At 62.2% G+C, this 21868-nt stretch carries 18 protein-coding genes; 13 read left to right on the top strand and 5 right to left on the bottom strand.

Annotated features, from left to right (window positions below; genetic code table 11):
* The first annotated feature begins 88 nt into the window (after positions 1-88).
* A complete protein-coding gene (locus JM946_RS06445; RefSeq protein ID WP_203166326.1) occupies positions 89-1573 on the top strand; it encodes a glutamate synthase subunit beta in 1485 nt (494 codons plus the stop codon).
* 221 nt (positions 1574-1794) lie between these two features.
* On the opposite strand, the gene JM946_RS06440 is transcribed toward JM946_RS06445, so the two are convergent.
* On the bottom strand, positions 1795-2298 hold the full coding sequence (locus JM946_RS06440) for a helix-turn-helix domain-containing protein (protein ID WP_407700495.1): 504 nt from the start codon (positions 2296-2298) through the stop codon (positions 1795-1797).
* Between the two features lie 25 nt (positions 2299-2323).
* Here JM946_RS06440 and JM946_RS06435 point away from each other — a divergent pair, with 25 nt between their 5' ends.
* Positions 2324-2809, top strand: coding sequence for a DUF2938 domain-containing protein (locus JM946_RS06435; protein WP_230979457.1), 486 nt, complete (start codon positions 2324-2326; stop codon positions 2807-2809).
* Between the two features lie 43 nt (positions 2810-2852).
* Here JM946_RS06435 and JM946_RS06430 read toward each other — a convergent pair whose 3' ends face one another.
* The gene (locus tag JM946_RS06430) at positions 2853-3230 is read right to left on the bottom strand and encodes an SAM-dependent methyltransferase (RefSeq protein WP_203166324.1); all 378 of its coding nucleotides are present in this window, start codon (positions 3228-3230) and stop codon (positions 2853-2855) included.
* A 153-nt stretch (positions 3231-3383) separates the two neighbouring features.
* Here JM946_RS06430 and JM946_RS06425 point away from each other — a divergent pair, with 153 nt between their 5' ends.
* A complete protein-coding gene (locus JM946_RS06425) occupies positions 3384-3899 on the top strand; it encodes a DUF1697 domain-containing protein (protein WP_203166323.1) in 516 nt (171 codons plus the stop codon).
* A gap of 21 nt (positions 3900-3920) precedes the next feature.
* On the opposite strand, the gene JM946_RS06420 is transcribed toward JM946_RS06425, so the two are convergent.
* A complete protein-coding gene (locus JM946_RS06420; protein WP_203166322.1) occupies positions 3921-7202 on the bottom strand; it encodes a S41 family peptidase in 3282 nt (1093 codons plus the stop codon).
* Positions 7203-7472: 270 nt separating this feature from the next.
* Between JM946_RS06420 and JM946_RS06415 the strand changes: the two genes are divergently transcribed.
* Genes JM946_RS06415 through JM946_RS06405 form a run of 3 tightly spaced genes read left to right on the top strand, consistent with a single transcriptional unit; the run spans position 7473 to position 8790 of the window.
* Positions 7473-8027 carry a hypothetical protein gene (locus JM946_RS06415; RefSeq protein WP_203166321.1) on the top strand — a complete coding sequence of 185 codons (555 nt, stop codon included), beginning with the start codon at positions 7473-7475 and terminating at the stop codon, positions 8025-8027.
* 31 nt (positions 8028-8058) lie between these two features.
* Positions 8059-8427 (top strand): VOC family protein, encoded by a 369-nt coding sequence (locus tag JM946_RS06410; protein WP_203166320.1) that lies wholly within the window; start codon positions 8059-8061, stop codon positions 8425-8427.
* A 9-nt stretch (positions 8428-8436) separates the two neighbouring features.
* The gene (locus tag JM946_RS06405) at positions 8437-8790 is read left to right on the top strand and encodes a nuclear transport factor 2 family protein (protein ID WP_203166319.1); all 354 of its coding nucleotides are present in this window, start codon (positions 8437-8439) and stop codon (positions 8788-8790) included.
* 126 nt (positions 8791-8916) lie between these two features.
* Here JM946_RS06405 and JM946_RS06400 read toward each other — a convergent pair whose 3' ends face one another.
* Both JM946_RS06400 and JM946_RS06395 read right to left on the bottom strand, forming a co-directional pair.
* Positions 8917-9690, bottom strand: coding sequence for an ABC transporter permease (locus tag JM946_RS06400; RefSeq protein ID WP_203166569.1), 774 nt, complete (start codon positions 9688-9690; stop codon positions 8917-8919).
* 46 nt (positions 9691-9736) lie between these two features.
* Positions 9737-10669, bottom strand: a complete 933-nt coding sequence (locus JM946_RS06395) for an ABC transporter ATP-binding protein (protein WP_203166318.1) — start codon at positions 10667-10669, stop codon at positions 9737-9739.
* A gap of 276 nt (positions 10670-10945) precedes the next feature.
* Between JM946_RS06395 and JM946_RS06390 the strand changes: the two genes are divergently transcribed.
* The 7 genes from JM946_RS06390 to JM946_RS06360 all read left to right on the top strand — a co-directional run bounded on the left by JM946_RS06390 (position 10946) and on the right by JM946_RS06360 (position 21866).
* The gene (locus tag JM946_RS06390; RefSeq protein WP_203166317.1) at positions 10946-12595 is read left to right on the top strand and encodes an ExeA family protein; all 1650 of its coding nucleotides are present in this window, start codon (positions 10946-10948) and stop codon (positions 12593-12595) included.
* Positions 12595-13422, top strand: a complete 828-nt coding sequence (locus JM946_RS06385; protein ID WP_203166316.1) for a general secretion pathway protein GspB — start codon at positions 12595-12597, stop codon at positions 13420-13422. The genes JM946_RS06390 and JM946_RS06385 overlap by 1 nt, the downstream gene beginning before the upstream one ends.
* A gap of 123 nt (positions 13423-13545) precedes the next feature.
* Entirely contained in the window at positions 13546-15351 is a 1806-nt protein-coding gene (locus JM946_RS06380) for a DegV family protein (RefSeq protein WP_203166315.1), read from the top strand.
* Positions 15352-15489: 138 nt separating this feature from the next.
* The gene (locus JM946_RS06375) at positions 15490-16149 is read left to right on the top strand and encodes a TetR/AcrR family transcriptional regulator (RefSeq protein ID WP_203166314.1); all 660 of its coding nucleotides are present in this window, start codon (positions 15490-15492) and stop codon (positions 16147-16149) included.
* A gap of 120 nt (positions 16150-16269) precedes the next feature.
* The gene (locus tag JM946_RS06370; protein ID WP_203166313.1) at positions 16270-17682 is read left to right on the top strand and encodes a TolC family protein; all 1413 of its coding nucleotides are present in this window, start codon (positions 16270-16272) and stop codon (positions 17680-17682) included.
* Positions 17683-17684: 2 nt separating this feature from the next.
* Complete coding sequence (locus JM946_RS06365; protein WP_203166312.1) at positions 17685-18758, top strand: efflux RND transporter periplasmic adaptor subunit; 1074 nt, start codon at positions 17685-17687, stop codon at positions 18756-18758.
* 3 nt (positions 18759-18761) lie between these two features.
* Positions 18762-21866, top strand: a complete 3105-nt coding sequence (locus JM946_RS06360) for an efflux RND transporter permease subunit (RefSeq protein WP_203166311.1) — start codon at positions 18762-18764, stop codon at positions 21864-21866.
* Positions 21867-21868: the final 2 nt, after the last annotated feature.

The following is a 21868-nucleotide window of genomic DNA, read 5'->3' as shown; positions in this document are numbered from 1 at the left end:
GCGTGCGTGTCCCGCTCAAACGCGGCGACGCGCGCGCACTCGCAGTCTGACCGTCGCATTCATCATTTAGCTAAGAGCCAATCTCGTCATGGGTAAGCCAACAGGGTTCATCGAATATCTGCGCGAGCTGCCGGTCGATCGCACGCCGCAGGAGCGCGTCAAGGACTGGAAGGAATTTCATCACCACATGGAAGACAAGCGGCTGCGCCACCAGGCCGCGCGTTGTATGGATTGCGGTGTGCCGTTCTGTCACACCGGCAAATTGATCAGCGGCATGGCCTCGGGTTGTCCGGTGAACAACGTGATTCCGGAGTGGAACGATCTGGTCTATCGCGGGCTGTGGCGCGAAGCGCTCGACCGCCTGCACATGACCAACAACTTCCCGGAATTCACCGGTCGCGTGTGCCCGGCGCCTTGCGAGGGGTCGTGCGTGCTGGGCATCAACAATCCTCCCGTCACCATCAAGACCATCGAGAACGCCATCGTCGATCGGGGTTGGGAAGAAGGCTGGGTGCTGCCCGAGCCGCCCAAGACTCGCACCGGCAAGAAGGTGGCCGTTATCGGTTCCGGCCCCGCGGGCCTCGCCGCCGCCGCACAGCTGAACAAGGCCGGTCACAGCGTGACCGTGCTCGAGCGCGCCGACCGCCCGGGTGGTCTGCTGATGTACGGCATTCCGAACATGAAGCTGGACAAGCGTGAAGTGGTCGAACGGCGTTTGAAGCTGATGGAAAAGGAAGGCATCAAGTTCATTTGCAACGCCAACGTGGGCGACAACGTCGAGCCGCAGTTGCTGTTGCGCGACTTCGATGCGATCGTGATCTGCACCGGCGCCACTCAGCCTCGCGATCTGCCTGTCGAAGGCCGATCGTCGAAGGGCATCCATTTCGCGATGGAATATCTCACCGGCAGCACGCAGGCCTTGTTGAACGGCGGCGCGGACCACGCGTCGATCCATGCTCGCGGCAAGGACGTCATCGTCATCGGTGGCGGCGACACGGGCACCGACTGCGTCGGCACCGCCATGCGCCACGGGTGCAAATCCGTCACTCAGATCGAAATCATGGCCCAGCCGCCGGTGGATCGCGCTGCTGACAATCCCTGGCCGGAGTGGCCCAAGGTCTACAAGATGGACTACGGTCAGGAAGAAGCCGCCGCCAAGTTCGGCTCCGACCCGCGCACTTATCTCACGACCGTGAAGCGCTTCAATGCCGACGATCAAGGCGCGGTGAAGGAAGTGGTCACCGTGCAGATCGAGTGGCAGAAGAATGACAAGGGCGGATTCGTTCCGGTCGAAGTGCCGGGCACGGAGAAGGTTTATCCGGCTCAGCTGGTATTGCTGGCCATGGGCTTCCTCGGCCCGGAGCAGATGCTCCTGAAAGATCTCGCCATAGAGACCGACGCTCGCAGCAACGTCAAAGCCGACCACGGCAAGTTCAACACCAGCCTCAAAGGCGTCTTCGCCGCCGGCGACTGCCGTCGCGGCCAGAGCTTGATCGTGTGGGCCATCAACGAAGGCCGCGGCGCCGCGCGTGAGTGCGATCGATATTTGATGGGAACGACGGAGCTTCCCTGAATTTCGCTGACAAGAAGAGGGGGCTCTTACCAGCCCCCTCCTCCGCTTGTAGACTCCAAAGCGGACGTGGAGGTGCAAGATGGCGATTGCGGAGCTGGGTTGGCTGTAGCGTCCTCATCGAGGACGGCATCTATGTCCGCTTCGATGTCCGCTTGCCAGGCTACGTGATCGCCAGCTGAGCCTCCGCCTGACTGCACTGCCGCCACGGATCCTGCGCGGCCTCAAAGCCGACGCGTTCGCCGTGAACGGCTGGGCGGGTGTTTCTTCGAAGGTGCTTTCAGCTTCCGTTTCGAAGCGGCGCCGGAGATGGCAGCGCTGAGCAGGCGGCGGAAGGTTGGGCATTCCATGTGAGTTGGGGCGGGGCAGGCGGCGGCGTGGCGGAGGCCGTCGCGCATGGCGCTTAGTTTTCGAATCGTCGCGTCGAGTTCGTCGGCTTTGAGAGCAAGCAGTTTGCGATCGATGCGCAGATTGCCGTCGGGAGCGAACATTCGGGCGATCTCGTCCAGGGACAGGCCGGCGGACTGGCCCAGTGAGATAAACGCCAGTCGCTCCAGCACCGAATCCGCGAACAGACGGCGCAGCCCGTGACGGCCGATCGAGGCGATCAGGCCTTTTTCTTCGTAGTACCGCAGCGTCGACGCGGCAACGCCAGACTTCCTGGCCACCTCAGCGATATCCATTCCTCTTGACCTCAAGTTGACTTGAAGTGGCACTCTGCCAAGCATCGCGAAGCTTTTGAAGAGCTATACATTGAGCAACCTGCTGTCAGTGGTTTCGATAGGCGTCGGCGCCACGATCGTCATGGATCTCTGGGGCCTGGTCCGCAAGCGGCTGCTAGGCATGCCGCCGCTCGACTATGCACTGGTCGGACGATGGGTAGGTCACATGACGCACGGCAAGTTTCGACATGATCGGATCGCGACGGCCTCGCCGGTGCCTGGCGAGCGAGTACTCGGATGGGTTGTTCATTACCTCACAGGTGTCGTGTTTGCAGCGGCGCTCGTGTGGATCGGGGGATCCGAATGGCTGAGCCACCCGACGTTGATGCCAGCACTGACGTTCGGTCTCGCCACGGTGCTCGTGCCGTTCCTGGTGATGCAGCCCGCCATGGGCGCGGGCATCGCGGCGTCACGCACGCCGAATCCCACTTCCGCACGACTGCAGAGTTTGATCACTCATGCGGTGTTCGGCCTGGGTTTATGGGCCACCGGGTGCATGACGAGCTACTTTGGCTAGAGCTTGTCGACAGCTCAGCAAGGGACGCGCTGAGTACCTCGACTCACGGCTCGTCGTAGACGAGCACGATCTTGCCACCGGGAGCGAGCCATGGCTCGAGTAAGGAACGAGCCAGGGAAGGATCGCGATGGAACAAACCGACGCGCACGGCGAAGATCTTGTTGAACTTGCGGCGACCGGGTTTGTAATCCACCACGTCGGTCACGTGAAACTGCGCCCTACCGGAAGCCACATGCGCGTGGTTCCGACGTACGGCAGCATCGATCATCTTCTTCGACTTATCGATAGCTACCAAACAGCCGGAGCGCAGCCGCTCGCAGACCATCCCCGCCGCCAACCCGTGGCCGCAACCTATCTCGAGCACCCGATCGCTCGCCTGGATATCCAGATCGTCAACAATCGCTCGCAGCCGTTCGCTCATACTTCCTTCCCAGCGATGCCCCACACCTTGTCCGCACAGAAGAAACGCACCTGAAGCCGCGAGCTCGTTGTCGCACAAACGATCCGTGCGCCGGAATGCCGGATGGCGCCTCTCATACTAAGATAAGCGACCGCTGATCAGGAACAGATCCACATGCCGCGCTACGTTGCCTTCCTCCGGGGTGTGAGCCCGATGAACGCGAAGATGCCCGAGCTGAAGCGAACATTCGAAGGCGCGGGCTTCACGAATGTGAAGACCGTGCTGGCCAGCGGCAACGTAGTTTTCGATGCTTCCGCAAAGGCGGAGGCGACGTTGGCGCGACAGGCCGAGAACGCCATGCAGGAAAACCTGGATCGCACCTTCATGACGATCGTGCGCTCGGTCGAATCTCTCCGAGCGCTGATCGACGCCGACCCGTACAGTGCGTTCAAACTGCCGCCGAAATCGAAACACGTCATCACGTTTCTGCGCCAGCCTTACACGTCGACATTGTCACTGCCGATCAAATCGGGCGATGCCAGGATTCTGGCCATTCGCGGCCAGGAAGTGCTCACATCCTATGTGCCCCACCCAGGATCGCCCGAGTTCATGCGCCTGCTCGAGAAGACGTTCGGCAAAGACATCACCACGCGAACGCTGGACACAGTAAAGAAGTGCGCGACTGCCTGACTCAGCCGCGCACTCCCTGCTCTATCTAACCCGCACCGGCAACGGCGGCGCCTTCACGGGCGGCGGCGGATTCTTCTCCAGCTCCGCCAGAGCGATCTCAATGGCACGGTCGAGCTGCGGGTCGCGGCCGGCGTTGACTTCGTGGGGCCACTGTTCCACTTCCACGTCGGGCGCCACGCCTTCGTTCTCTACCCGATAGCCCTCTTCGTTCCAGAACGCGATATTCGGCGCGGTTACGCTGCCACCGTCCATCAGCGTCGGGAAGCCGAGAATGCCGACCAGACCGCCCCAAGTCCGCTTGCCCACGATGGGCCCGAGCTCGAAGCGTTTGAACATCCACGGCAGCAGATCGCCGCCTGAACCTGCATTCTCCTCGGCGAGCAGCACCTTCGGACCGAGCAAAGCGCCGCGAGGGCTGATCAAGTCGCCGCCGTAGCGCATCTTCCAATGTGCGATGAGCGGTCGGCGCAACACGTCGATGTAGTAATCCGCGATCTGGCCGCCGCGGTTGAAGCGCTCATCGAGAATCAGGCCTGCCCGCTGCGACTGCGGATAGAAATAACGCTTGAACATCGTGTGCCCGCCGTTGGCGGTATCCGGCACGTGCACGTAAGCGAGCCGACCACCGCTCTTCTCGGACACATACCGGATGTTTCCTTCCACCCAGTCCATGTAACGCAGCGTGGTTTCATCGGCGACAGGCACGACAACAACATCACGAGCGTTCTTCCCGTCCGGGGTCGGGCCGACGGTGAGCCGGACCTGTCGATCTGCCCGGTTCTCGAAGAGCGAGTACACACTGGTCGGCGCGCGCAGCTCGACGCCATCCACCGCCAACAGATACTCGCCGGGTTTCACATACACGCCGGGGGCCCGCAGCGGCGAGCGCAGATCCGGATTCCAGTTCAGACCGCCAAGGATCTTGCTGAAGCGATAACGGCCACGCTCGATCTCATAATCGGCGCCGAGCAAACCCACACTGATCTTGGCCGGCTTGAAAGGATGATCGCCGGGCGTCTGATAGCTGTGACCCACCGACAGCTCGCTGAGCATCATCTGGATCACCCGCTCGAGATCGGCGCGCGTGGTCAGGTGCGGCAGGAACGCGCGATATTTCTCCCGCATGGCCGGCCAATCGGCGCCGTGGAAGTTGTCCGCATAGAAGTAATCGCGATTGATCCGCCATGCCTCGTCGAGGATCTGCGCCCATTCGGCGCGCGGCTCCACGGCGACACTGACCTTGTCCAATGCCAGCTTGCCCTTGCCCTGAGGCAATTCGTCCGCAACGTCGGTGACGAACCAGTCCTGACCGACGCGATACCCGATGCGCTTGCCATCGCGCGACAGATGGAAATCCACCACCCCTCGAGCGAGGGTTTTCATCTCGCGCTTCTCGAGCGTGTAGCGCTTCAGCTCGCCAGGATTGCTCATGGCTTCCTGCGCCGTCGCTCCCGTGCCTTCGATGAAATAGATTTCACCGCTCGCACCGACGCGCAGGCTGTGCCGCGCACCGACGCCCACAGGCAACGCAATGATGCGATCTTCGATGCCAACGGCATCGATACGCACGACCGGCGGCTTCTTGGCGTCCTTGGCTTTGTCGTTCTTCGCGGGCTCTTTGGCTTTATCCGCAGATTCCGGCGCAGCAGGCGCCAGCGCCGTGAGATCGACTTCGTCACTTTGCGGCGGCACCGCGCTGGGGCCCTCCTGCCGCAGCGTGATGGCATACAGACCGAAGCGCACCGGGCTGTCGATGTTGATCTGCGAGAACCAATCCTTCACCGGGCCCGCATCGGTGGACGCCAGCACATACATGAATTCGCCGTTCGGATCGAACACGGGCTGGAGCATTTCCGACATGCCATCGGTCACCTGGATCGAGCGGCCCGACTCCACCGACCAAACATTCACTGTCTGAATCAGCCCCGCCGCCTGGACGGTATAAGCCAGCCAGCGCGAATCCGGCGACCAGTTGGCGCGCATCGGATTGAGCGGCGAGTACACCGGCTCCGAAGCGATCTTGATGTTCTTGCCGCTGGCCAGTTCGATCACCCACAGCGACTGACTGTTGTCCCGATAGGCAATGCGTGCGCCATCGGGGGAGAACAACGGCTGATCGTAAAAGCCCGCGCCCGACAGCCGGTAGCGCCGCGGCTTGCCCTTGCCGTCCTGCTCGCCCACCAGCAACTCGTATTCGCCGCTCTCGTCGGAGAACCAGGCGATCAGCTTGCCGTCAGCGGACCACGCCGGCGAGTGATCGTTCGCACCGGTCGAGCGGGTGAGCTGCCGAGCATCGCCCTTCTCTGCCGGCACCGTGACGATCTCGCCGCGATAGTTGAAGGCCATGCGCTTGAGATCCGGCGATGCCGCCGCCTCCCGCACCCACTTCAAGTCGCTCGCCAGACGCGGGCGCGTTTCGATCAGATCGGAGATCGCCGAGATACGGATGGGCTGCACGCTGTTGTCACGCGTGTCCAGCCGATGCAGATATCCGCCGTGCTCGAACACGATGACACCCGAGCCATCGGTGGTCGGCTCGGTCACGGGGAAGTCCTTCAGCTGCGTGAGCTGAGTCGCGCCGCCGGCATCGTTGCGAAACAGATTGAATTCGCCGTTGCGATCCGAATTGAAGTACAACGTGCCGCCGATCCACATCGGATCGGTATCGTTGCTCCCGCCCGCCGGCTTGGGTACTTCCTGCACGGAATAATCGGCCATGTTCATCAGCCAGAGGCGGCTCTGCGTGCCGCCGCGATAGTTTTTCCACTGGCGGAACACCTCACGAGCCGGCGTGTATGCCAGGGTGCGCCCGTCGGCGGACAGCGCCGCCTTGGTCCCCACCGGCACTGGCAGGCGCGCCGGGACGCCGCCGCTCACTGCGACCGAATAGAGTTGGGTGGTCTGCGGCACGAATCGTCCGCGTTCGGAATAAAACATGACCCGCGCGTCCGGCGTGAACCCGACCACGACATCGCGCCCCGGATGCCAGGTAAGGCGCCGCACCTCTCCGCCTTGCGCCGGCATCACGTAAACATCGGTGTTCTCTCCATAGTTGGCGCTGAATGCCAGCCATTGACCATCCGGAGAGAAGCGCAGCGCCGACTCCTGCCCGGGCGCGTGCGTCAAACGTCTCGCGCTACCGCCGGTCACCGAGGTCAACCAGATGTCGCTATCGCAAACAAAAGCCAGGTTCCGTCCGTGGACAGCCGGACTGGACAGCATTCGTGTATTGCTTGCATCTACTGCGTAGCTTTGCGGCGCCAGGGCTAGACCGAGCACCGCAAGCAGCGTGGTATGTTTCATGAAATCTCCGATTTACCCATTCCGTGATCCGCCTGGTCCGCATGATAACGACGCGGCACAACCGCCCGACAGCCGGCGCTGCTGCCGAAGGGTCGCATCCATGGTCCAGATCGAGGCTCGCCATTCGTTATCGCGCCAGAGCCGGTTGGACGGTGGCGCCGGGCGAAAGGTTGCAACCGGTCGAGGGATGGTCGGGATATAAGGGCCGCATGGGAGTGTTTATGATCGGCAGGTCGACCGATCCCGCGTCGACGGAGAATGGCTGCCATCATGGAACCAGAGTTCGCCCCCCGCTACTCGCCCGAGGAGCGCCGCCGACGCGTGCTCGTGCATGGTGTGCTCTGTGTGCTGCTGCTTGCAGCGCTGTATTGGTGGGTCGTGCCTGGCTTCAAAGCGTTCGTGCCCGAGGCGCCCTGCGAAGCGGTTTTCGGTGTGCCTGCTTCCACGATATTGCTGTATGCGGCGCTGGTCGGCGCGCCGCTGGCGGGCGCGGTCCTGTTGGTCATGTTGACCGCCCGCACGTCCATCCATGCGATCGCGACACGTCGTTATCCGCCGCCAGGGCACAAAGTGTTCAGGCGCGTGAAAGTGAAGCGAGGCTGGCAGGCCGTTGCGTTCGCGCTGATGCCGGCCATGGTCATCACCTATCTTTGCATCCTCAGCGGCCAGGGGATGATGACGGCGCACCAGCTGGCCCGCGAGATCGATCGTTCTGCGGATTGTTCCTCCGAGCAAGCGCCGCAGCGAAAGCGCGATCAGCAGCCGCCTACAGGAAGTCGCGGGCGCGAGCGTCCGGCTGGATCGCAACGGTCAGACGGTCTATAACTGCGCTCGTCAACCGCTCGGGAGCCGTCGCATGTTGAAGTGCGTGAAGTTTGCCGAACTGCCCGTTGCCGATCAGGATCGCGCGTTGAATTTCTACACCGAGAAGCTGGGCCTGCAAGTGGCCCAGGACGCGCCGTACAAGGACGACTGGCGCTGGATCGAGCTCGCCGTGCCCGGCGCCGAGACTCGCATCCTGTTGACGCAGCAGACCGGCGAAGTCAAATCGGACATGCCGCGTCTAGTATTCATCGCCGACGACGTCGAGGCCGCCTACCGGAAGCTCAGCGCGCGTGGCGTGGTCTTCACCAAAGAACCGAGCAAGGCTCCCTGGAACCCTGGCCAGACCTTCGCGCAGCTATGCGATAGCGAAGGCAACGGAATCGTCATCAGCACCAGCTGAGTCAGTCACATGCATGAGCTCATAGAACTCGAGCAGCAAGGCTGGCGCGCCCTCGCCACCGCCGGCGACGCGGGCCGGAAGTTCTATGCAAGCGTACTCCGCGAGGATGCGGTGATGCTATTTCCTGGCGGCATGCGAATCGAAGGGCGAGAGCGGATATTGGAATCTTTGGGCGCGCAGCCGTGGGAGTCATTCGAGATCGACGATCCGAAGGTGATTCAACTCAGCGAGGACGCTGCTACCGTTGTTTATAAAGTGGCAGCCCGACGCAAAGGCACTGCGCCCTATACCGCGCTGATCAGCAGCACGTATGTTCGTCGAACGACCTGGCAGCTGGTCGCTCATCAACAGACCCCGGTCTGAACTTCTCTCAAGTGTGACGCCCGCCGGACGAACGCGCCTGCCGTGGCTCGCTGTCATCACCTGGAAATACGACGGTGACAACAGATCGAGTTCTACGAAGATCCGGAATGAGAAGAGCTGCAGCGGTCACTCGCGCGTGCCGACCCCTCGATGCAACAGCCAGACGCAGCTTACATATAGGACGACCGCGGCCCCGATCATGATGCTGTACGCCAGCCCGACGTTCACATCCGAGACGCCGAGGAAGCCGTAACGGAAGGCGTTCACCATATACAGAATCGGGTTGGCATAAGAAATGTGCTGCGCCCACTGCGGCAGCAGCGTGATGGTGTAGAACACGCCGCCCAGGTAGGTCAGCGGGGTCAGCACGAAGGTCGGAATAAACGAGATTTGATCGAAGTTCTTGGCGAACACCGCGTTGATCATGCCGGCCAGCGAGAACACGATCGAGCTCAGCAGCACCGCGGAGATCACCACGCCCACGTTGTATATCTTCATGTGCGTGAACAGCAGAGTGATGATGGTCACCACGCCGCCGACGATCAGGCCGCGCATGATGCCGCCCATCATGTAGCCGCCCACGATCAACCAGCCGGGCAACGGCGACACCAGCAGCTCCTCGATGTGCTTGCCGAACTTCGCGCCGAAGAACGAGGATACGACGTTGCCATACGAGTTGGTGATCACGGACATCATGATCAGGCCGGGCGCAATGTACTGAATGTACGTGTAGCCGCCCATGTCCCCGATGCGCCTGCCGATGAGGCTGCCGAAGATCACGAAATACAGGGTCGCGGTGATCGCCGGCGGGACGATGGTCTGACCCCAGATGCGAATGATGCGGCTGAACTCGCGAATCACGATGGTGTTGAAACCGACGATGTTGGTCTTCAACAGCATCGGCTCCTGCGTGGCAGGCGCGAGACTGGTCGGGGAGTTCACGGCTTTATCCATGAGCGGCTTGACCTTCTTTCTGATTCACCAGCCGCATGAACAGTTCTTCCAGTCGGTTGGTCTTGTTGCGCATCGACAGCACGTCCACGCCCGAGGCCGACAGCTGCGAGAAAATGTCGTTCAGGCTCTGGTCCTTGGAGACTTCGATCTCGAGCGAATGATCGTCGGGCATGCTCACCGCATAGCCGGGCAACACCGGCGGCGCCGCGATCGGGTTGCGCAGGTTGAAGACGAACACTTCGGTCTGCAGTTTGCGCAGCACCCGGCTCATGCGATCGTTCTCGATGATGCGGCCCTTGTCGATGATGGCCACGTGCCGGCACAGATTTTCCGCCTCTTCGAGATAATGCGTGGTCAGGATGATGGTGGTGCCGGCTTCGTTGATGTCCCGCATGAACGTCCACATGGTGCGGCGGACTTCGATGTCCACGCCCGCGGTGGGCTCGTCCAGAATCAGCAATCGCGGCTCGTGCATCAACGCGCGAGCGATCATCAAACGGCGCTTCATGCCGCCGGACAACGTGCGTGACACCGCGTTCCGCTTCTCCCACAACTGCAGAGCGGTCAGGTATTTCTCCAGGCGCTTGGAGGCGACCTGCCGCGGGATGCCGTAGAACCCGGCCTGGTTCAACAGGATGGTGGTGACGGTTTCGAATTGGTTGAAATTGATTTCCTGCGGTACCAGACCGATGCACGACTTGGCCGCCGCGAGCTGGGTGTCGATGTCATGGCCGAACACGTGAACTTTGCCGCCAGTCTTGTTGACCAATGAGGTGACGATGCCGATGGCGGTGGTCTTGCCGGCCCCGTTGGGGCCGAGCAGTGCGAAAAAGTCACCCTCCTCCACCGCCAGATCGATGCCTTTGAGCGCCTGAACGCCGTTCTTGTAGGTCTTGGTCAGCTGCTGGAACGTCAGTGCTTGCATGGCTTGGGCGCCGCTGGAAGGTGGCGGCGACGACCTTGATCGGAATGGAAAAAGTGGCTGCGAAGGGTATCGGTCCAGGGGCGGGCCAGCAAGGCGCGGGCGGTCACCAGAGTCGTGCCCGCGGCGACCTGCCGGCCGCTGATCGGCATACTGTCACCGGAGCGGCCGCTCGAGCGAATGGGGCCTTGGGGAGCGGCGACGGCTTTTGGCCCTCGATTCGCTTGACGGTACCATTCCAGGGCGCATCATGACGGCCTTGCGATAACGCAACCCAGCATGTACACAAGCTTTTTTGGCCTGGGCGAGAAGCCCTTCGCGATTACGCCGGACCCGCGTTACCTCTTCATGAGCGAGCGGCATGCGGAGGCGCTCGCGCATCTTTTGTACGGCATCACCGAGGCCGGCGGCTTCATTCAGCTCACCGGTGAAGTGGGCACCGGCAAGACCACCATCGTGCGCTCGCTGCTGGAGCGCATGCCCGGCCACGCCGACGTGGCGGTGATCCTCAATCCACAATTAACGCCGGTTGAGTTTGTACTGACGATCTGCGAAGAGCTGGGCATCTTCATGCGCGATGAAGACGCCACCAGCATCAAGGACCTGGTGGATCTGCTCAATCGCCGCCTGCTCGAGGCGCACGCCAAGGGCCGCCGCATCGTGGTGATCGTCGACGAGGCGCAGAACCTGACGCCCGCCACGCTCGAACAGGTGCGCCTGCTCACCAATCTGGAGACGGCCTCGCAGAAGCTGCTGCAGATCATCCTCATCGGCCAGCCGGAGCTGCGTGAAGTTCTGGATCGGGTCGAGCTGCGTCAGCTGGCTCAACGCATCACCGGGCGCTATCACCTCGCGCCTTTGTCTCGTAACGAGACGGCAGCGTATGTGAATCACCGACTCAAGGTGGCGGGCGCCAACGGCGAGATCTTCAGCAACGCCGCGCTGCGCGAAGTGCATCGCCTGAGCGGCGGCATTCCCCGCATCATCAATGTGATTTGCGACCGTGCGCTGCTCGGCGCGTTCACGCAGGAACAACCTCGAATCGGCCCCGGCATGATCCGAGAAGCGGCCGGCGAGGTGTATGGCCGGTCGTTCAGTCCGCCGTGGATGAAACTGCTGGCCGGTTCAGCCGGCAGTGTTGCAGTCTTGGGTCTGGCGCTTGGCGTGTGGCAGCTCACTCGCAATGTCGAGCTCGAGGCGCCGTCGGTGGCGGAGGCCGCGTCGGCCGAACCTGCTCCTGTGCAGGTCGCGCAAGTCACACCGCCGGTGGTGCAGTTGCCGGTCGTGTCTCGCCCGCAGGATGTCGCGCAAGTGTTGCTGGAAAAGCGCGGCATGACCAACACGGAGAGCGCTTTCGGGCAACTATTCGCCTTGTGGGGCGGCAAGTTCATGCCCAAAGGCGGCCGGCCTTGCGATCAGGCCAAGAAGCAGGGGCTGTCGTGCGTGTATCAGGAAGGCTCCTGGGCGGAGCTGCGCACGTTGAATCGACCCGCGATCCTGACCTTGTTCGACGATGAGGGCAATGCGCATCAAGTGGTGGTGTCCGGCCTGGTGGGCGACACGGCCAAGATCAACTTGCCGGACGAGACCGAGATGGTGTCGATCTCCTCGGTGTCGCGACTATGGTCGGGCGAATACCTGGTGTTGTGGCGACCGCAAGTGAAAGCGTCCACGTTATCCGCGGGCATGCGGGGTGACGGCGTGCGCTGGCTGCGCACGCAACTGAATACCGTGGCCGGTAAAGAGGACGTGGAGCCGGCCAGCGATTATTTCGATGAGGATCTGGTGAAAATGGTCGAGGACTTTCAGCGTCAGTATCGCCTGAACGTCGACGGCATCGCCGGCGTGCAGACGCAAATCGTGCTGGACGCACTCGGCAACACGCCGGGCTCGCCCTTGCTGGTGGCGGCGGCGCGGGGAACGAGCTGATGAGCTTCATCCTCGACGCCTTGAAAAAGTCCGAGAACGAGCGGCAACGGCAGCTCGGGCCTTCGCTTGCGGACGTGAGAATCGTGCGCCGTCGCACCGAGCGGCCCTGGTGGGCCGTGGGCCTGGCGGCGCTGCTGGTCGTCAATCTCGGTATCCTGTTGTTTGTTTTGATCCGGGATGGCGATGCGATGCCGGCCCCAGCGCGGCCACAGCAGGCTCAGGCGCCCGCACCTCAGCAAAGTTATAACGTCGCACCGCCGCCTGCGCAGGTCGCGCCTCAGCAAAGTTATAATCCTGCGCCGCCCGCGCCCGCTCAGCAGTATCAATATCAGCAGCCGCAAGCCTCGCGGCACTATCAGCCCGAACTGGTGCCGACCGATCCGTCGGTCCGCTCTCTGGCGGACGAAGCAGGACTGGTAGATCCCTACGCCGATCCATCGACCAATCCGAATCTGGCCGGTGCGGCGATGGTGCCCGACCGTTCGCCCATGGTTCGGCAGATCCAGCCACCCGCGGTTTCGCCGGCGCCTTCAGGTGCAGCCTTCGAAGCACGCACGCCTGCGAATGCGCCGGCTGCCGGGGCCCTGGCTGGGAATGAGATGTTGCCCACGCTCAACGATCTGACCGCAAGCGGCACCACCCTGCCCGACTTGCACCTGGATATCCACGTGAATGCTGCGAACCCGAGCGAACGTTTCGTGTTCGTGAACATGCGCAAGTACGTGGAGGGCGAGACGCTCAAGGAAGGCCCGACCGTGGAACGCATCATCGCCGAGGGCGTGGTGCTGAATCAGCGCGGCCTGCGCTTCCTGCTGCCAAGACAATAGCCCTACCCCGCGGCGGGGAACCGGAGCTGTTCCCCTTCTCTGGTTGCCCCTCCCAACGGCAGGGGCTAGGGGTGGGCCTTACGAAATGAATCCTGGCAGCCTTACGCCACGAACCGGCGTGGCATGTCCCAACCTGTTCTGGAACTGAACGGCGCCCGCTTGAGCCGCCTGTTGCGAGCCGGCATCCAACGCCTGCTCGCCGATCGGGAGCATCTGAATCGCATCAATGTATTTCCCGTGGCCGATGGCGACACGGGAACCAACATGGCGCTCACCATGAGCGCCGTGCTGACCAGCCTGCGGCGCGCCGCCGACGATCACGCTGGAACCACGTTGGCTCGCGCAGCCGACGCTGCACTCGACGGCGCTCGTGGCAACTCCGGCGCGATCCTGGCGCAGTTCCTTCTAGGCATGGGCGACAGCGCCGCTTCTCATGCAGCGCTATCGACAGCTCAGTTCGCGACCGCAGTGACAAACGGCGCGAGTTACGCACGCGAGAGTCTGTCCGAGCCCAGAGAAGGAACAGTCCTCACCGTCATCACCGACTTCGCCGCCGAGACGGCTCGTCTTGCCGCCACCGGTCTGCACGACTATCTGAGCTTGTTCTCGCAAGCACTCCACAAAGCCCGCACATCGTTGCAAAGAACGGCCGAGCAGCTGGAAGAGCTGCGCGCGGCGCGTGTCGTCGATGCCGGCGCGCAAGGCTTCGTGGATCTGCTCGAAGGCATGTTGGAACATCTGCACAAGGACGTGGACGCGGAACCTGCCGAAGCTCTCATTCACTCTGCGGATAACGAAGTGACAGCCGGCGAAGTGCACGATCTGTCGCATCGCTTCTGTACCGAGTGCACCATCACCGGCGACAACATCGATCGTCGCCGGTTACGCGAACAACTCGCCACGCTGGGCTCGTCATTGGTGCTCGCTGGAACCGCGCGCAAAGCGAAGATTCACATTCACGTCAACGACCCTGCCGAAGTCTTCTTCGTGGCGAGTCAGTTCGGCGTGCTGACGGCGCAGAAGGCCGACGATATGCAGCGCCAGCAGCAGGCGGCGCATGATCGGCGACGGCGTGTCGCTATCGTCACCGACTCGGTGGCCGACATCCCCGACGAGCTGCTGGATGAACTGGGCATTCACATCGTGCCGCTGCGGATTCAGTTCGGCGAGCAGAGCTACCTGGACAAGGTCGGCTTGTCGGCGCAGGAGTTTCTTGCCGAACTGGTGCGTAATCCCCAACATCCCAAGACTTCTCAGCCGCCGCCTGGCGATTTCCGTCGACAGTTCGAGATCCTCGCCTCGCACTTCGACTCGGTGATTTCCATCCACGTCACGGGAAAAGTCAGTGGCACCCACAATGCCGCGCAGTCCGCGGCGGGTTGGGTGCAGCGCTCGAACAGTATCGAGGTGCTCGATTCATTCAATGTTTCCATCGGACAAGGATTGCTTGCGATTCGCGCTGCCGAGCTAGCCTCGCAAGGCTTGAATGCGGATCAGATCATGGCAACGATTCGGAAATTGATTCCGCTCACTCGTACGTACGCGCTGATCGGCTCCATGGAATACGCAGTTCGTGGTGGGCGCGTGAAGCCTGCAGTCAGATCTATCGCGAATGCGCTGAGCCTTTCGCCGGTGCTGGCGACCCACCCAGACGGTCGCATCGCTCCGGCCGGCATGTTGTTCGGTCGTCGCAATCGGCCCGATAAGCTCGTTCGATTCATCGTTTCAAGGATGAAGCGGGGCGAGTCGTATCGAGTCGGCATCGGCCATGCGGATGCTGAAGCCGGAGCTCATGATCTATTGGAGCAGTTGCGGCGTGCGCATTCGAAGATCGAGAGCGCGTACGTCATGCCTCTCGGCAGCACGCTCAGCGTGCACGGCGGGCCGGGTACGCTCGTCGTTGGCGTGCAGCCTGCTCCATCGTCGTAATCTGCGTATTCCCGTCGCGCAGGTTGAGCTGCACATAAGGCATCCCATCTCGATGGGGCTGGTCATCATGCCGGCGCACACTTCAAGACATCGATTTAGTTATTGACACTGTGTCAACGCAGGCTCACCATACCCTCCATGTCCTACATCGCCGATCGCCGCCAGGAAGAAAAAGACCGCCGACGCACTGAAATCGTCGACGCCGCCGAGACTTTGTATCGCGATCTGGGCTGGGATGCGGTGACCATGGACAGCGTCGCCCGCAAGGCGCGGCTGAGCCGCGCGCTGGTATACGTCTATTTCAAGGACAAGAACGAGCTGCTGCTGGCGATCACCGAGCGCGCCATGGAAGTGCTGCGCAGTCGCTTCGAAGAGGCCAGTTCGCGGGCCCGGATCGGCATCGACCAGATCGAGTCGATGGGTCGGGCCTATATGGCCTTTGGTCTGGAATTTCCTCATTATTTCGATGCTTGCGCGCGCCTCGAATACCGCGCCACCGAAACTCCCGAGCAAGGCTCGACCGAAGCCGCGGTGCTGAATATGGGCCACAAAGTCCATGCAGTGGTGGTCGCCTCCCTCGAAGCGGGCCAGCGCGACGGGAGCATTCGCGCCGATATCGGCGACCTCGCGGTCACTTCGCGAGTGCTGTGGGGCTTCACTCATGGGCTGACTCAGATCGCGATCACCAAGGCTCTGCCGCTGGCCGAGGCGGGGATCAGTGTGACTCAGCTGACGCAGCAGGCGATCGCAATGATCCGTTACACGCTCGCCGGCAAGCAGCCGGATCTGGCCGGTTAGCCCTGGTTTTTATTTGGGCAATTTTTGACACTTGTCTAACTACTGAACAACTGTGGAGACCGCATGAATCGCGCAGCACGGACCCTCGCAACCTCGTCCACAGCGCTGGACGGCTGAATCATGCGAGCGGCGCGATACCTGGCGATACTCGGCGTTGGCCTGAACGCTTGCGCGGCGAACGCGCAGGCGCCGGTGGCAAGCGACTTCGACACCGTGGTGTCGAGCTACGTGGCCGAGGGGCTACGAAGCAACCTCGCCTTGCAAAGCCAGACGCTGGAAGTGGACAAAACGGCGCAGGCGCTCGCCGAGGCGCGCGCCCGTTTCTTTCCCCAACTTTCGTTGGAGGCCCGATATACGCGCGCCGACGGCGGTCGTGTGATCGACATTCCCATCGGCACGGCGCTCAACCCCGTTTACTCGACGCTGAATGAAATGCTGGTGGCGCAAGGCCAGCCGGCGCGCTTCCCGCAGATCTCCGATCAATCCGTTCCCTTCCTGCGAGAAGAAGAGCAAGACACCCGGCTGGTGCTGCGTCAGCCTTTGTATGCTCCGGCCATTCCTGCCGCCGTTCGTGCACAGCGCGCCTTGTTGGATGCGAGCAGCTTCAATCGCATGGCCTTGGCTCGCGCGCTACGTCGCGATATCACAGTCGCTTACGTGGATTGGTTGACGGCGCGCAGCTCCGTCGAGATCGTTGCTGCCAGCGAAGCGCTGCTCCGTGAAAACCTGCGCGTCAACGAATCGTTGTTCAGCAACGGCAAGATCACCGAGGACCTGGTGCTGCGAGCCAAAGCCGAGCTGCTCGACGTCGAACAACAGAAGCGCGAAGCCCAGAACCTGGCCACTCAGGCCCAAAGCTATTTCAATTTCCTGCTCAACCGACAGCTGCAATCGCCGATCGAGCCGACATCTCCGCCCAACAATGCTGGCGCGAGCGAGGCCGCACTCGAGCAACTGTGGTCCATGGCGCTCGACCGGCGCCCGGAAATCGCGCAAGTAGAACAGCTGCGCCGCGCCAGCGAGGAGCAGATTCGCATTGCTCGCAAGCAAAAATGGCCAACCCTGTCGCTGGGTGTCGATGCCGGCACGCAGGGCGAAGAGTATCGTTTCGGCGAAGGTTATAACTTCGGCACGGCGTCGCTGATTTTCACCTGGCGCATCTTCGATGGCGGCGGCGACACCGCTCGCGTTCATCAGGCCCGCTCTGCCGAGAGACAGCTCGTGTTGCGACAGGAAGAGATCGCGCAGCAGATCCGGCTCGAAGTGCAACAGTCATACGATCGGCTGATCACGGCGCGAGATTCGCTTGCGACCGCTGCCGCGCGTGCGGATGCGGCTCGCGCCGCGTTCCGAATCGCGAGCCGCAAGCGCGACGAAGGCGTGATCAGCCAGGTCGAGTTCATCGACGCGCGCAGTGCGCTCACCAGCGCCGAACTGAATCACAACCTCACCCGTTTCAACGTGCTCGCACGCCGCGCCGAGCTGGAATATGCGACCTCGACGGGAGACATCCCGCTCGATCCAGGAGTTTGATCATGCCGCGCCTGTTTAGCATCCTCCCACCGCTGATGCTGTCCGCGAGCCTGCTTGCGATCGCCGGCTGCAACAGCACCGCGAAAGATCAGCAACCCGTCGAGCTGGCTCGCGTTCGCACCTCGCCCGCCGTCACTGGCCCCGCCGCGCCATCCATTCGCACCAACGGCCTGCTCGCCAACGAAGACGAGATCCGGCTTTCGTTCAAGGTCGGCGGCGTCATTCGCCGCCTGTCGGTCTCCGAGGGCGATCAAGTGCGCAAAGGCCAGAAGCTGGCCGAGATCGAACAGGCGGAAATCGATGCAGAGGTCGAGCAGGCATCGCAGGCTTATGAGAAAGCGCGTCGCGATCTGGAACGCGGAGAGCGACTGTATGCCGACAAGGTGATCAGCCTGGAGCAGTTGCAAGATCTGCGCACGCAGCTGGCGGTCAACGAAGCAGCGTTGAACTCCGCCAAGTTCAACTGGAGTTACGCAACTATCGTCGCGCCCCATGACGGTACGATCCTGCGTCGGCTCGCCGAAGAACGCGAGCTGGTGCAGGCGGGCAATCCCATTCTGGTGCTCGGCGCGAAGGACAAAGGATTTGTGGTGCGCACCGGACTGGCGGATCGCGAGATCGTGCAAGTGAAGCTGGGCGACGAAGCGCAGATCCGCCTCGACGCCCTCCCCGGAAAGATTCTGACCGGCAAAGTCACGGAGGTGTCGGGCGCGGCCGATTCGGGCAGCGGCATGTTCGGCATCGAAGTCTCGCTCGATCCCACCGATCTGCCGCTCAAGAGCGGTCTGGTCGCGAAGCTCACCATCACACCGTCCACCGCTAAATCCGGCGAGCGTGTCTATGTGCCCATTGGCGCAATCGTCGAAGGTGACGGTCGTACCGCGCGCGTGTTCGTGCTCGATCAGAAACATGCCCGGCGGCGCGAGGTGCAAGTTGCCTTCATCGAAGGCGAGGCCGTGGCGTTGAACGAAGGACTGCAGGCCGGCGAGCACGTCGTCACCGACGGCGCTCAATATCTGGAAGACGGGGAAGAGGTCACTCTGGTCGATGCCCCCGTGGCCGCCAACCGGGAGTAGCCCATGAGCTTCCTGGAATTTCCCATCAAGCGCTACCAATTCACGCTGGTGGCGTTCGCCATGCTGGTGGCGCTCGGCGTCTCTTCGTTCCTGAGCATCCCCCGGCAGGAAGATCCTTACTTTCCGATTCCGATCTATCAGATCATCGTCGGTTATCCCGGCGCCGAGCCGCGCGACGTGGAGCGGCTGGTGGTCAAGCCCATCGAGGATCGCATCAGCGAGCTGGACGACATCAAGAAGATCGAGTCGTTCAGCAACGACGGCCTGGCGATGCTGCTCACCGAGTTCTACAGCTCCGCCGACGCCGAGAAGAAATATGACGAGGTGGTGCGAGAGATCAACGCACTGCGCCCTTCTCTGCCGGCCGAGCTGACGCGCCTGGAGATTCGCAAGAGCAACCCCGGCCTGGTGAACATCGTGCAGTTCGCGCTGGTGTCGGAGGATGCTCCGTATCGCGAGCTCGAAGATCAGGCGCGCGATCTGAAGGACGTCCTCAAAGCAGTGGACGGAGTGCGCACGTCTGAAACATGGGCCTATCCCGCGCGTGAGTTGCGTGTCGCTCTCGATCTGCCTCGCATGGCCGAGCTGAAGCTGGCGCCAAGCCGCGTCATCGAGGCGTTGCAAAGCGAGAACACAACGGTGCCCGGCGGCGCCATCGATATCGGCAGCCGCAGCTTCAGCGTGAAGACCTCTGGCAGCTACGAATCGTTGGACGAAGTACGCGACACGGTGGTCGCCGCGGTCGACGGCCAGACCGTGCGCATCCGTGATATCGCCGAAGTGAACTGGGACACGCAGGAGCACACGTATATCGGGAGGTTCAACGGCAAGCGCGCGGTGTTTGTCACAGCCAACCAGAAAGACGGTTACAACATTTTCGAGGTGCGCGAGCGCATTCTCGCCGCTGCCGAGAAGTTCGAGCAGCAACTGCCCAAGCGCATCAAGCTCGAGCTTGGCTTCGATCAGTCCGAGAACGTCGCCACGCGCTTGAATCGGCTGACCACGGACTTCGCCATCGCCATCGGCCTGGTGGCGATCACGCTGCTGCCGCTCGGGCTGCGCGCCGCGAGCATCGTGATGATCTCGATTCCCCTGTCGCTGGCGATCGGCGTATCGACCTTGCACATGGTCGGCTACTCGCTGAATCAGATTTCCATCGCGGGCTTCGTCGTGGCGCTGGGCCTGCTCGTGGACGATTCCATCGTGGTGGTCGAGAACATCGCACGCTTCCTGCGTGAGGGACATTCCCGCACGCAGGCGGCGATTCTCGCGACCCGCCAGATCTTCCTCGCGATCCTCGGCTGCACGGCGACCATTATTTTCGCCTTCCTGCCTCTGATGATGTTGTCGGGAGCGTCGGGTAAGTTCATTCGCGTGCTGCCGACGGCGGTGCTGTCCACCGTGCTGGCGTCGCTACTCATTGCACTCACCATCATTCCGTTCCTTGCGAGCCGCATTCTCAGCAAGCACGAGAAGCCCGAAGGCAATCGACTGCTGCAGTGGGTGCAGCGGAGCATTCATCGTTTCTATCAGCCTTTGCTGCATCGGGCGCTGGCCAAGCCGAGGCTCACGGTGTGGGGATCGCTGGCGGCTTGCCTGGTCATCATGATCGGCGTCGGCGGCTTGATCGGCTTCAGCCTGTTTCCGAAGGCCGATACGCCGAACTTCATCATCACGGTCGAGACGCCGGACGGCAGCAGCCTGGCCGAGACCGATCGGGCGCTGAAGTTCGTCGAAGGTCGGCTGACGGAAATGCCGGAGGTGGCGTCGTATTTCACCAACCTGGGGCGCGGCAACCCCAAGATCTATTACAACGAGTTCGGCAACGAGGGCGCCAGCAACTACGGCGACATTTTCGTCAAGCTCAAGGAATACGACACCACCGAGACGCCACAGAAGCTCGAAGAGCTGCGCCGCGAGCTGAAACGTTATCCGAACGCGCAGATCTACGTGCGGGAATTCCAGAATGGCCCGCCCATCACCGCGCCCATCGCGATCCGTGTGGTCGGACCGGAGCTGGACGAATTGGATCGGCTTGCGACGCGCGTCGAGCAGATCATCAAGGAAACTCCGGGCACGCGCGATGTCGAGAACCCGGTGCGCATCAAACGCACCAACCTGCAGTTGAAGATCGATTCGCAAAAGGCCGCGCTGTTCGGTGTACCGGCCATCGAGTTCGATCGCGCCGTGCGACTCGCGGTGGCCGGCATTCCGGCGAGCCGTTACAAAGAAACCGACGGCGAGCAGTACGACATCATGGTGCGCACTCCGATCGCCGAGCGGGCTGACATCCAGGCGCTCGATCAGGTGCGCGTGACAACGCTGAGCGGCGCGACGTTGCCGCTGAGCCAGCTGGCGCAGGTCGAGTTCGCCACGGCGCCGACGCAGATCGATCGTTACAACCGTTCTCGCGCCGTTACGATCAACGCCGAGGTTCAGAACGGCTACAACACCGATCGAGTGACCAGCGAAGTGTTGCGCCGGCTCGATGAGATGCAGTGGCCGCGCGGCTATTCATATGTTCCCGGTGGCGAACTGGAGAGTCGCAACGAAAGTTTCGGCGGCCTGCAGGCAGCCACTATCGTCGCGCTGCTAGGCATCGTCGCGGTACTGGTGCTGGAGTTCGGCAGCTTCAAGAGCACGCTCATCGTGTTGAGCGTGGTGCCGTTTGGTATCGCCGGCGGCATCCTGGCGCTGGGACTCGCTGGCTACAGCATCTCGTTCACAGCCACCATCGGCTTCATCGCGCTCATCGGCATCGAGACCAAGAACTCGATCCTGCTGGTCGACTTCACCAATCAATTGCGAGCCGAAGGCATGCCCCTGGATGAAGCCATCGAGCGCGCCGGCGAGATTCGCTTCCTGCCTATTCTATTGACCAGCGCTACCGCCATCGGCGGCCTGCTGCCGCTGGCCCTGCAGAATGCGGGTATGTATTCGCCGCTCGCGTGGGTGATCATCGGTGGATTGATCTCATCGACGCTGATCGCCCGTATCGTCACGCCGGTGATGTACAAACTGATTCCGCCGACCATCGAGGCCAAGAAGCCCGCTGTCGAACCGGCTAGGAGCGATGCGCCCGGTCAGATCTCCCCAGAGACGCCATGATC

It is taken from the genome of Steroidobacter gossypii, assembly GCF_016801985.1.
Taxonomy (GTDB): Bacteria; Pseudomonadota; Gammaproteobacteria; order Steroidobacterales; family Steroidobacteraceae; genus Steroidobacter; species Steroidobacter gossypii.
This window is presented reverse-complemented; position numbering and strand designations above follow the sequence as displayed.

Excerpts from the sequence above, each read along its gene's own strand:
- JM946_RS06385 (WP_203166316.1), top strand. The coding sequence starts at position 12,595 with ATGAGCTTCATCCTCGACGCCTTGAAAAAGTCCGAGAACGAGCGGCAA.
- JM946_RS06415 (WP_203166321.1), top strand. The coding sequence starts at position 7,473 with ATGGAACCAGAGTTCGCCCCCCGCTACTCGCCCGAGGAGCGCCGCCGA.
- JM946_RS06390 (WP_203166317.1), top strand. The coding sequence starts at position 10,946 with ATGTACACAAGCTTTTTTGGCCTGGGCGAGAAGCCCTTCGCGATTACG.
- JM946_RS06395 (WP_203166318.1), bottom strand. The coding sequence starts at position 10,669 with ATGCAAGCACTGACGTTCCAGCAGCTGACCAAGACCTACAAGAACGGC.
- JM946_RS06380 (WP_203166315.1), top strand. The coding sequence starts at position 13,546 with ATGTCCCAACCTGTTCTGGAACTGAACGGCGCCCGCTTGAGCCGCCTG.
- JM946_RS06430 (WP_203166324.1), bottom strand. The coding sequence starts at position 3,230 with ATGAGCGAACGGCTGCGAGCGATTGTTGACGATCTGGATATCCAGGCG.
- JM946_RS06360 (WP_203166311.1), top strand. The coding sequence starts at position 18,762 with ATGAGCTTCCTGGAATTTCCCATCAAGCGCTACCAATTCACGCTGGTG.
- JM946_RS06400 (WP_203166569.1), bottom strand. The coding sequence starts at position 9,690 with ATGCTGTTGAAGACCAACATCGTCGGTTTCAACACCATCGTGATTCGC.
- JM946_RS06440 (WP_407700495.1), bottom strand. The coding sequence starts at position 2,298 with ATGCTTGGCAGAGTGCCACTTCAAGTCAACTTGAGGTCAAGAGGAATG.
- JM946_RS06410 (WP_203166320.1), top strand. The coding sequence starts at position 8,059 with ATGTTGAAGTGCGTGAAGTTTGCCGAACTGCCCGTTGCCGATCAGGAT.
- JM946_RS06420 (WP_203166322.1), bottom strand. The coding sequence starts at position 7,202 with ATGAAACATACCACGCTGCTTGCGGTGCTCGGTCTAGCCCTGGCGCCG.
- JM946_RS06425 (WP_203166323.1), top strand. The coding sequence starts at position 3,384 with ATGCCGCGCTACGTTGCCTTCCTCCGGGGTGTGAGCCCGATGAACGCG.
- JM946_RS06375 (WP_203166314.1), top strand. The coding sequence starts at position 15,490 with ATGTCCTACATCGCCGATCGCCGCCAGGAAGAAAAAGACCGCCGACGC.
- JM946_RS06370 (WP_203166313.1), top strand. The coding sequence starts at position 16,270 with ATGCGAGCGGCGCGATACCTGGCGATACTCGGCGTTGGCCTGAACGCT.
- JM946_RS06445 (WP_203166326.1), top strand. The coding sequence starts at position 89 with ATGGGTAAGCCAACAGGGTTCATCGAATATCTGCGCGAGCTGCCGGTC.
- JM946_RS06405 (WP_203166319.1), top strand. The coding sequence starts at position 8,437 with ATGCATGAGCTCATAGAACTCGAGCAGCAAGGCTGGCGCGCCCTCGCC.
- JM946_RS06365 (WP_203166312.1), top strand. The coding sequence starts at position 17,685 with ATGCCGCGCCTGTTTAGCATCCTCCCACCGCTGATGCTGTCCGCGAGC.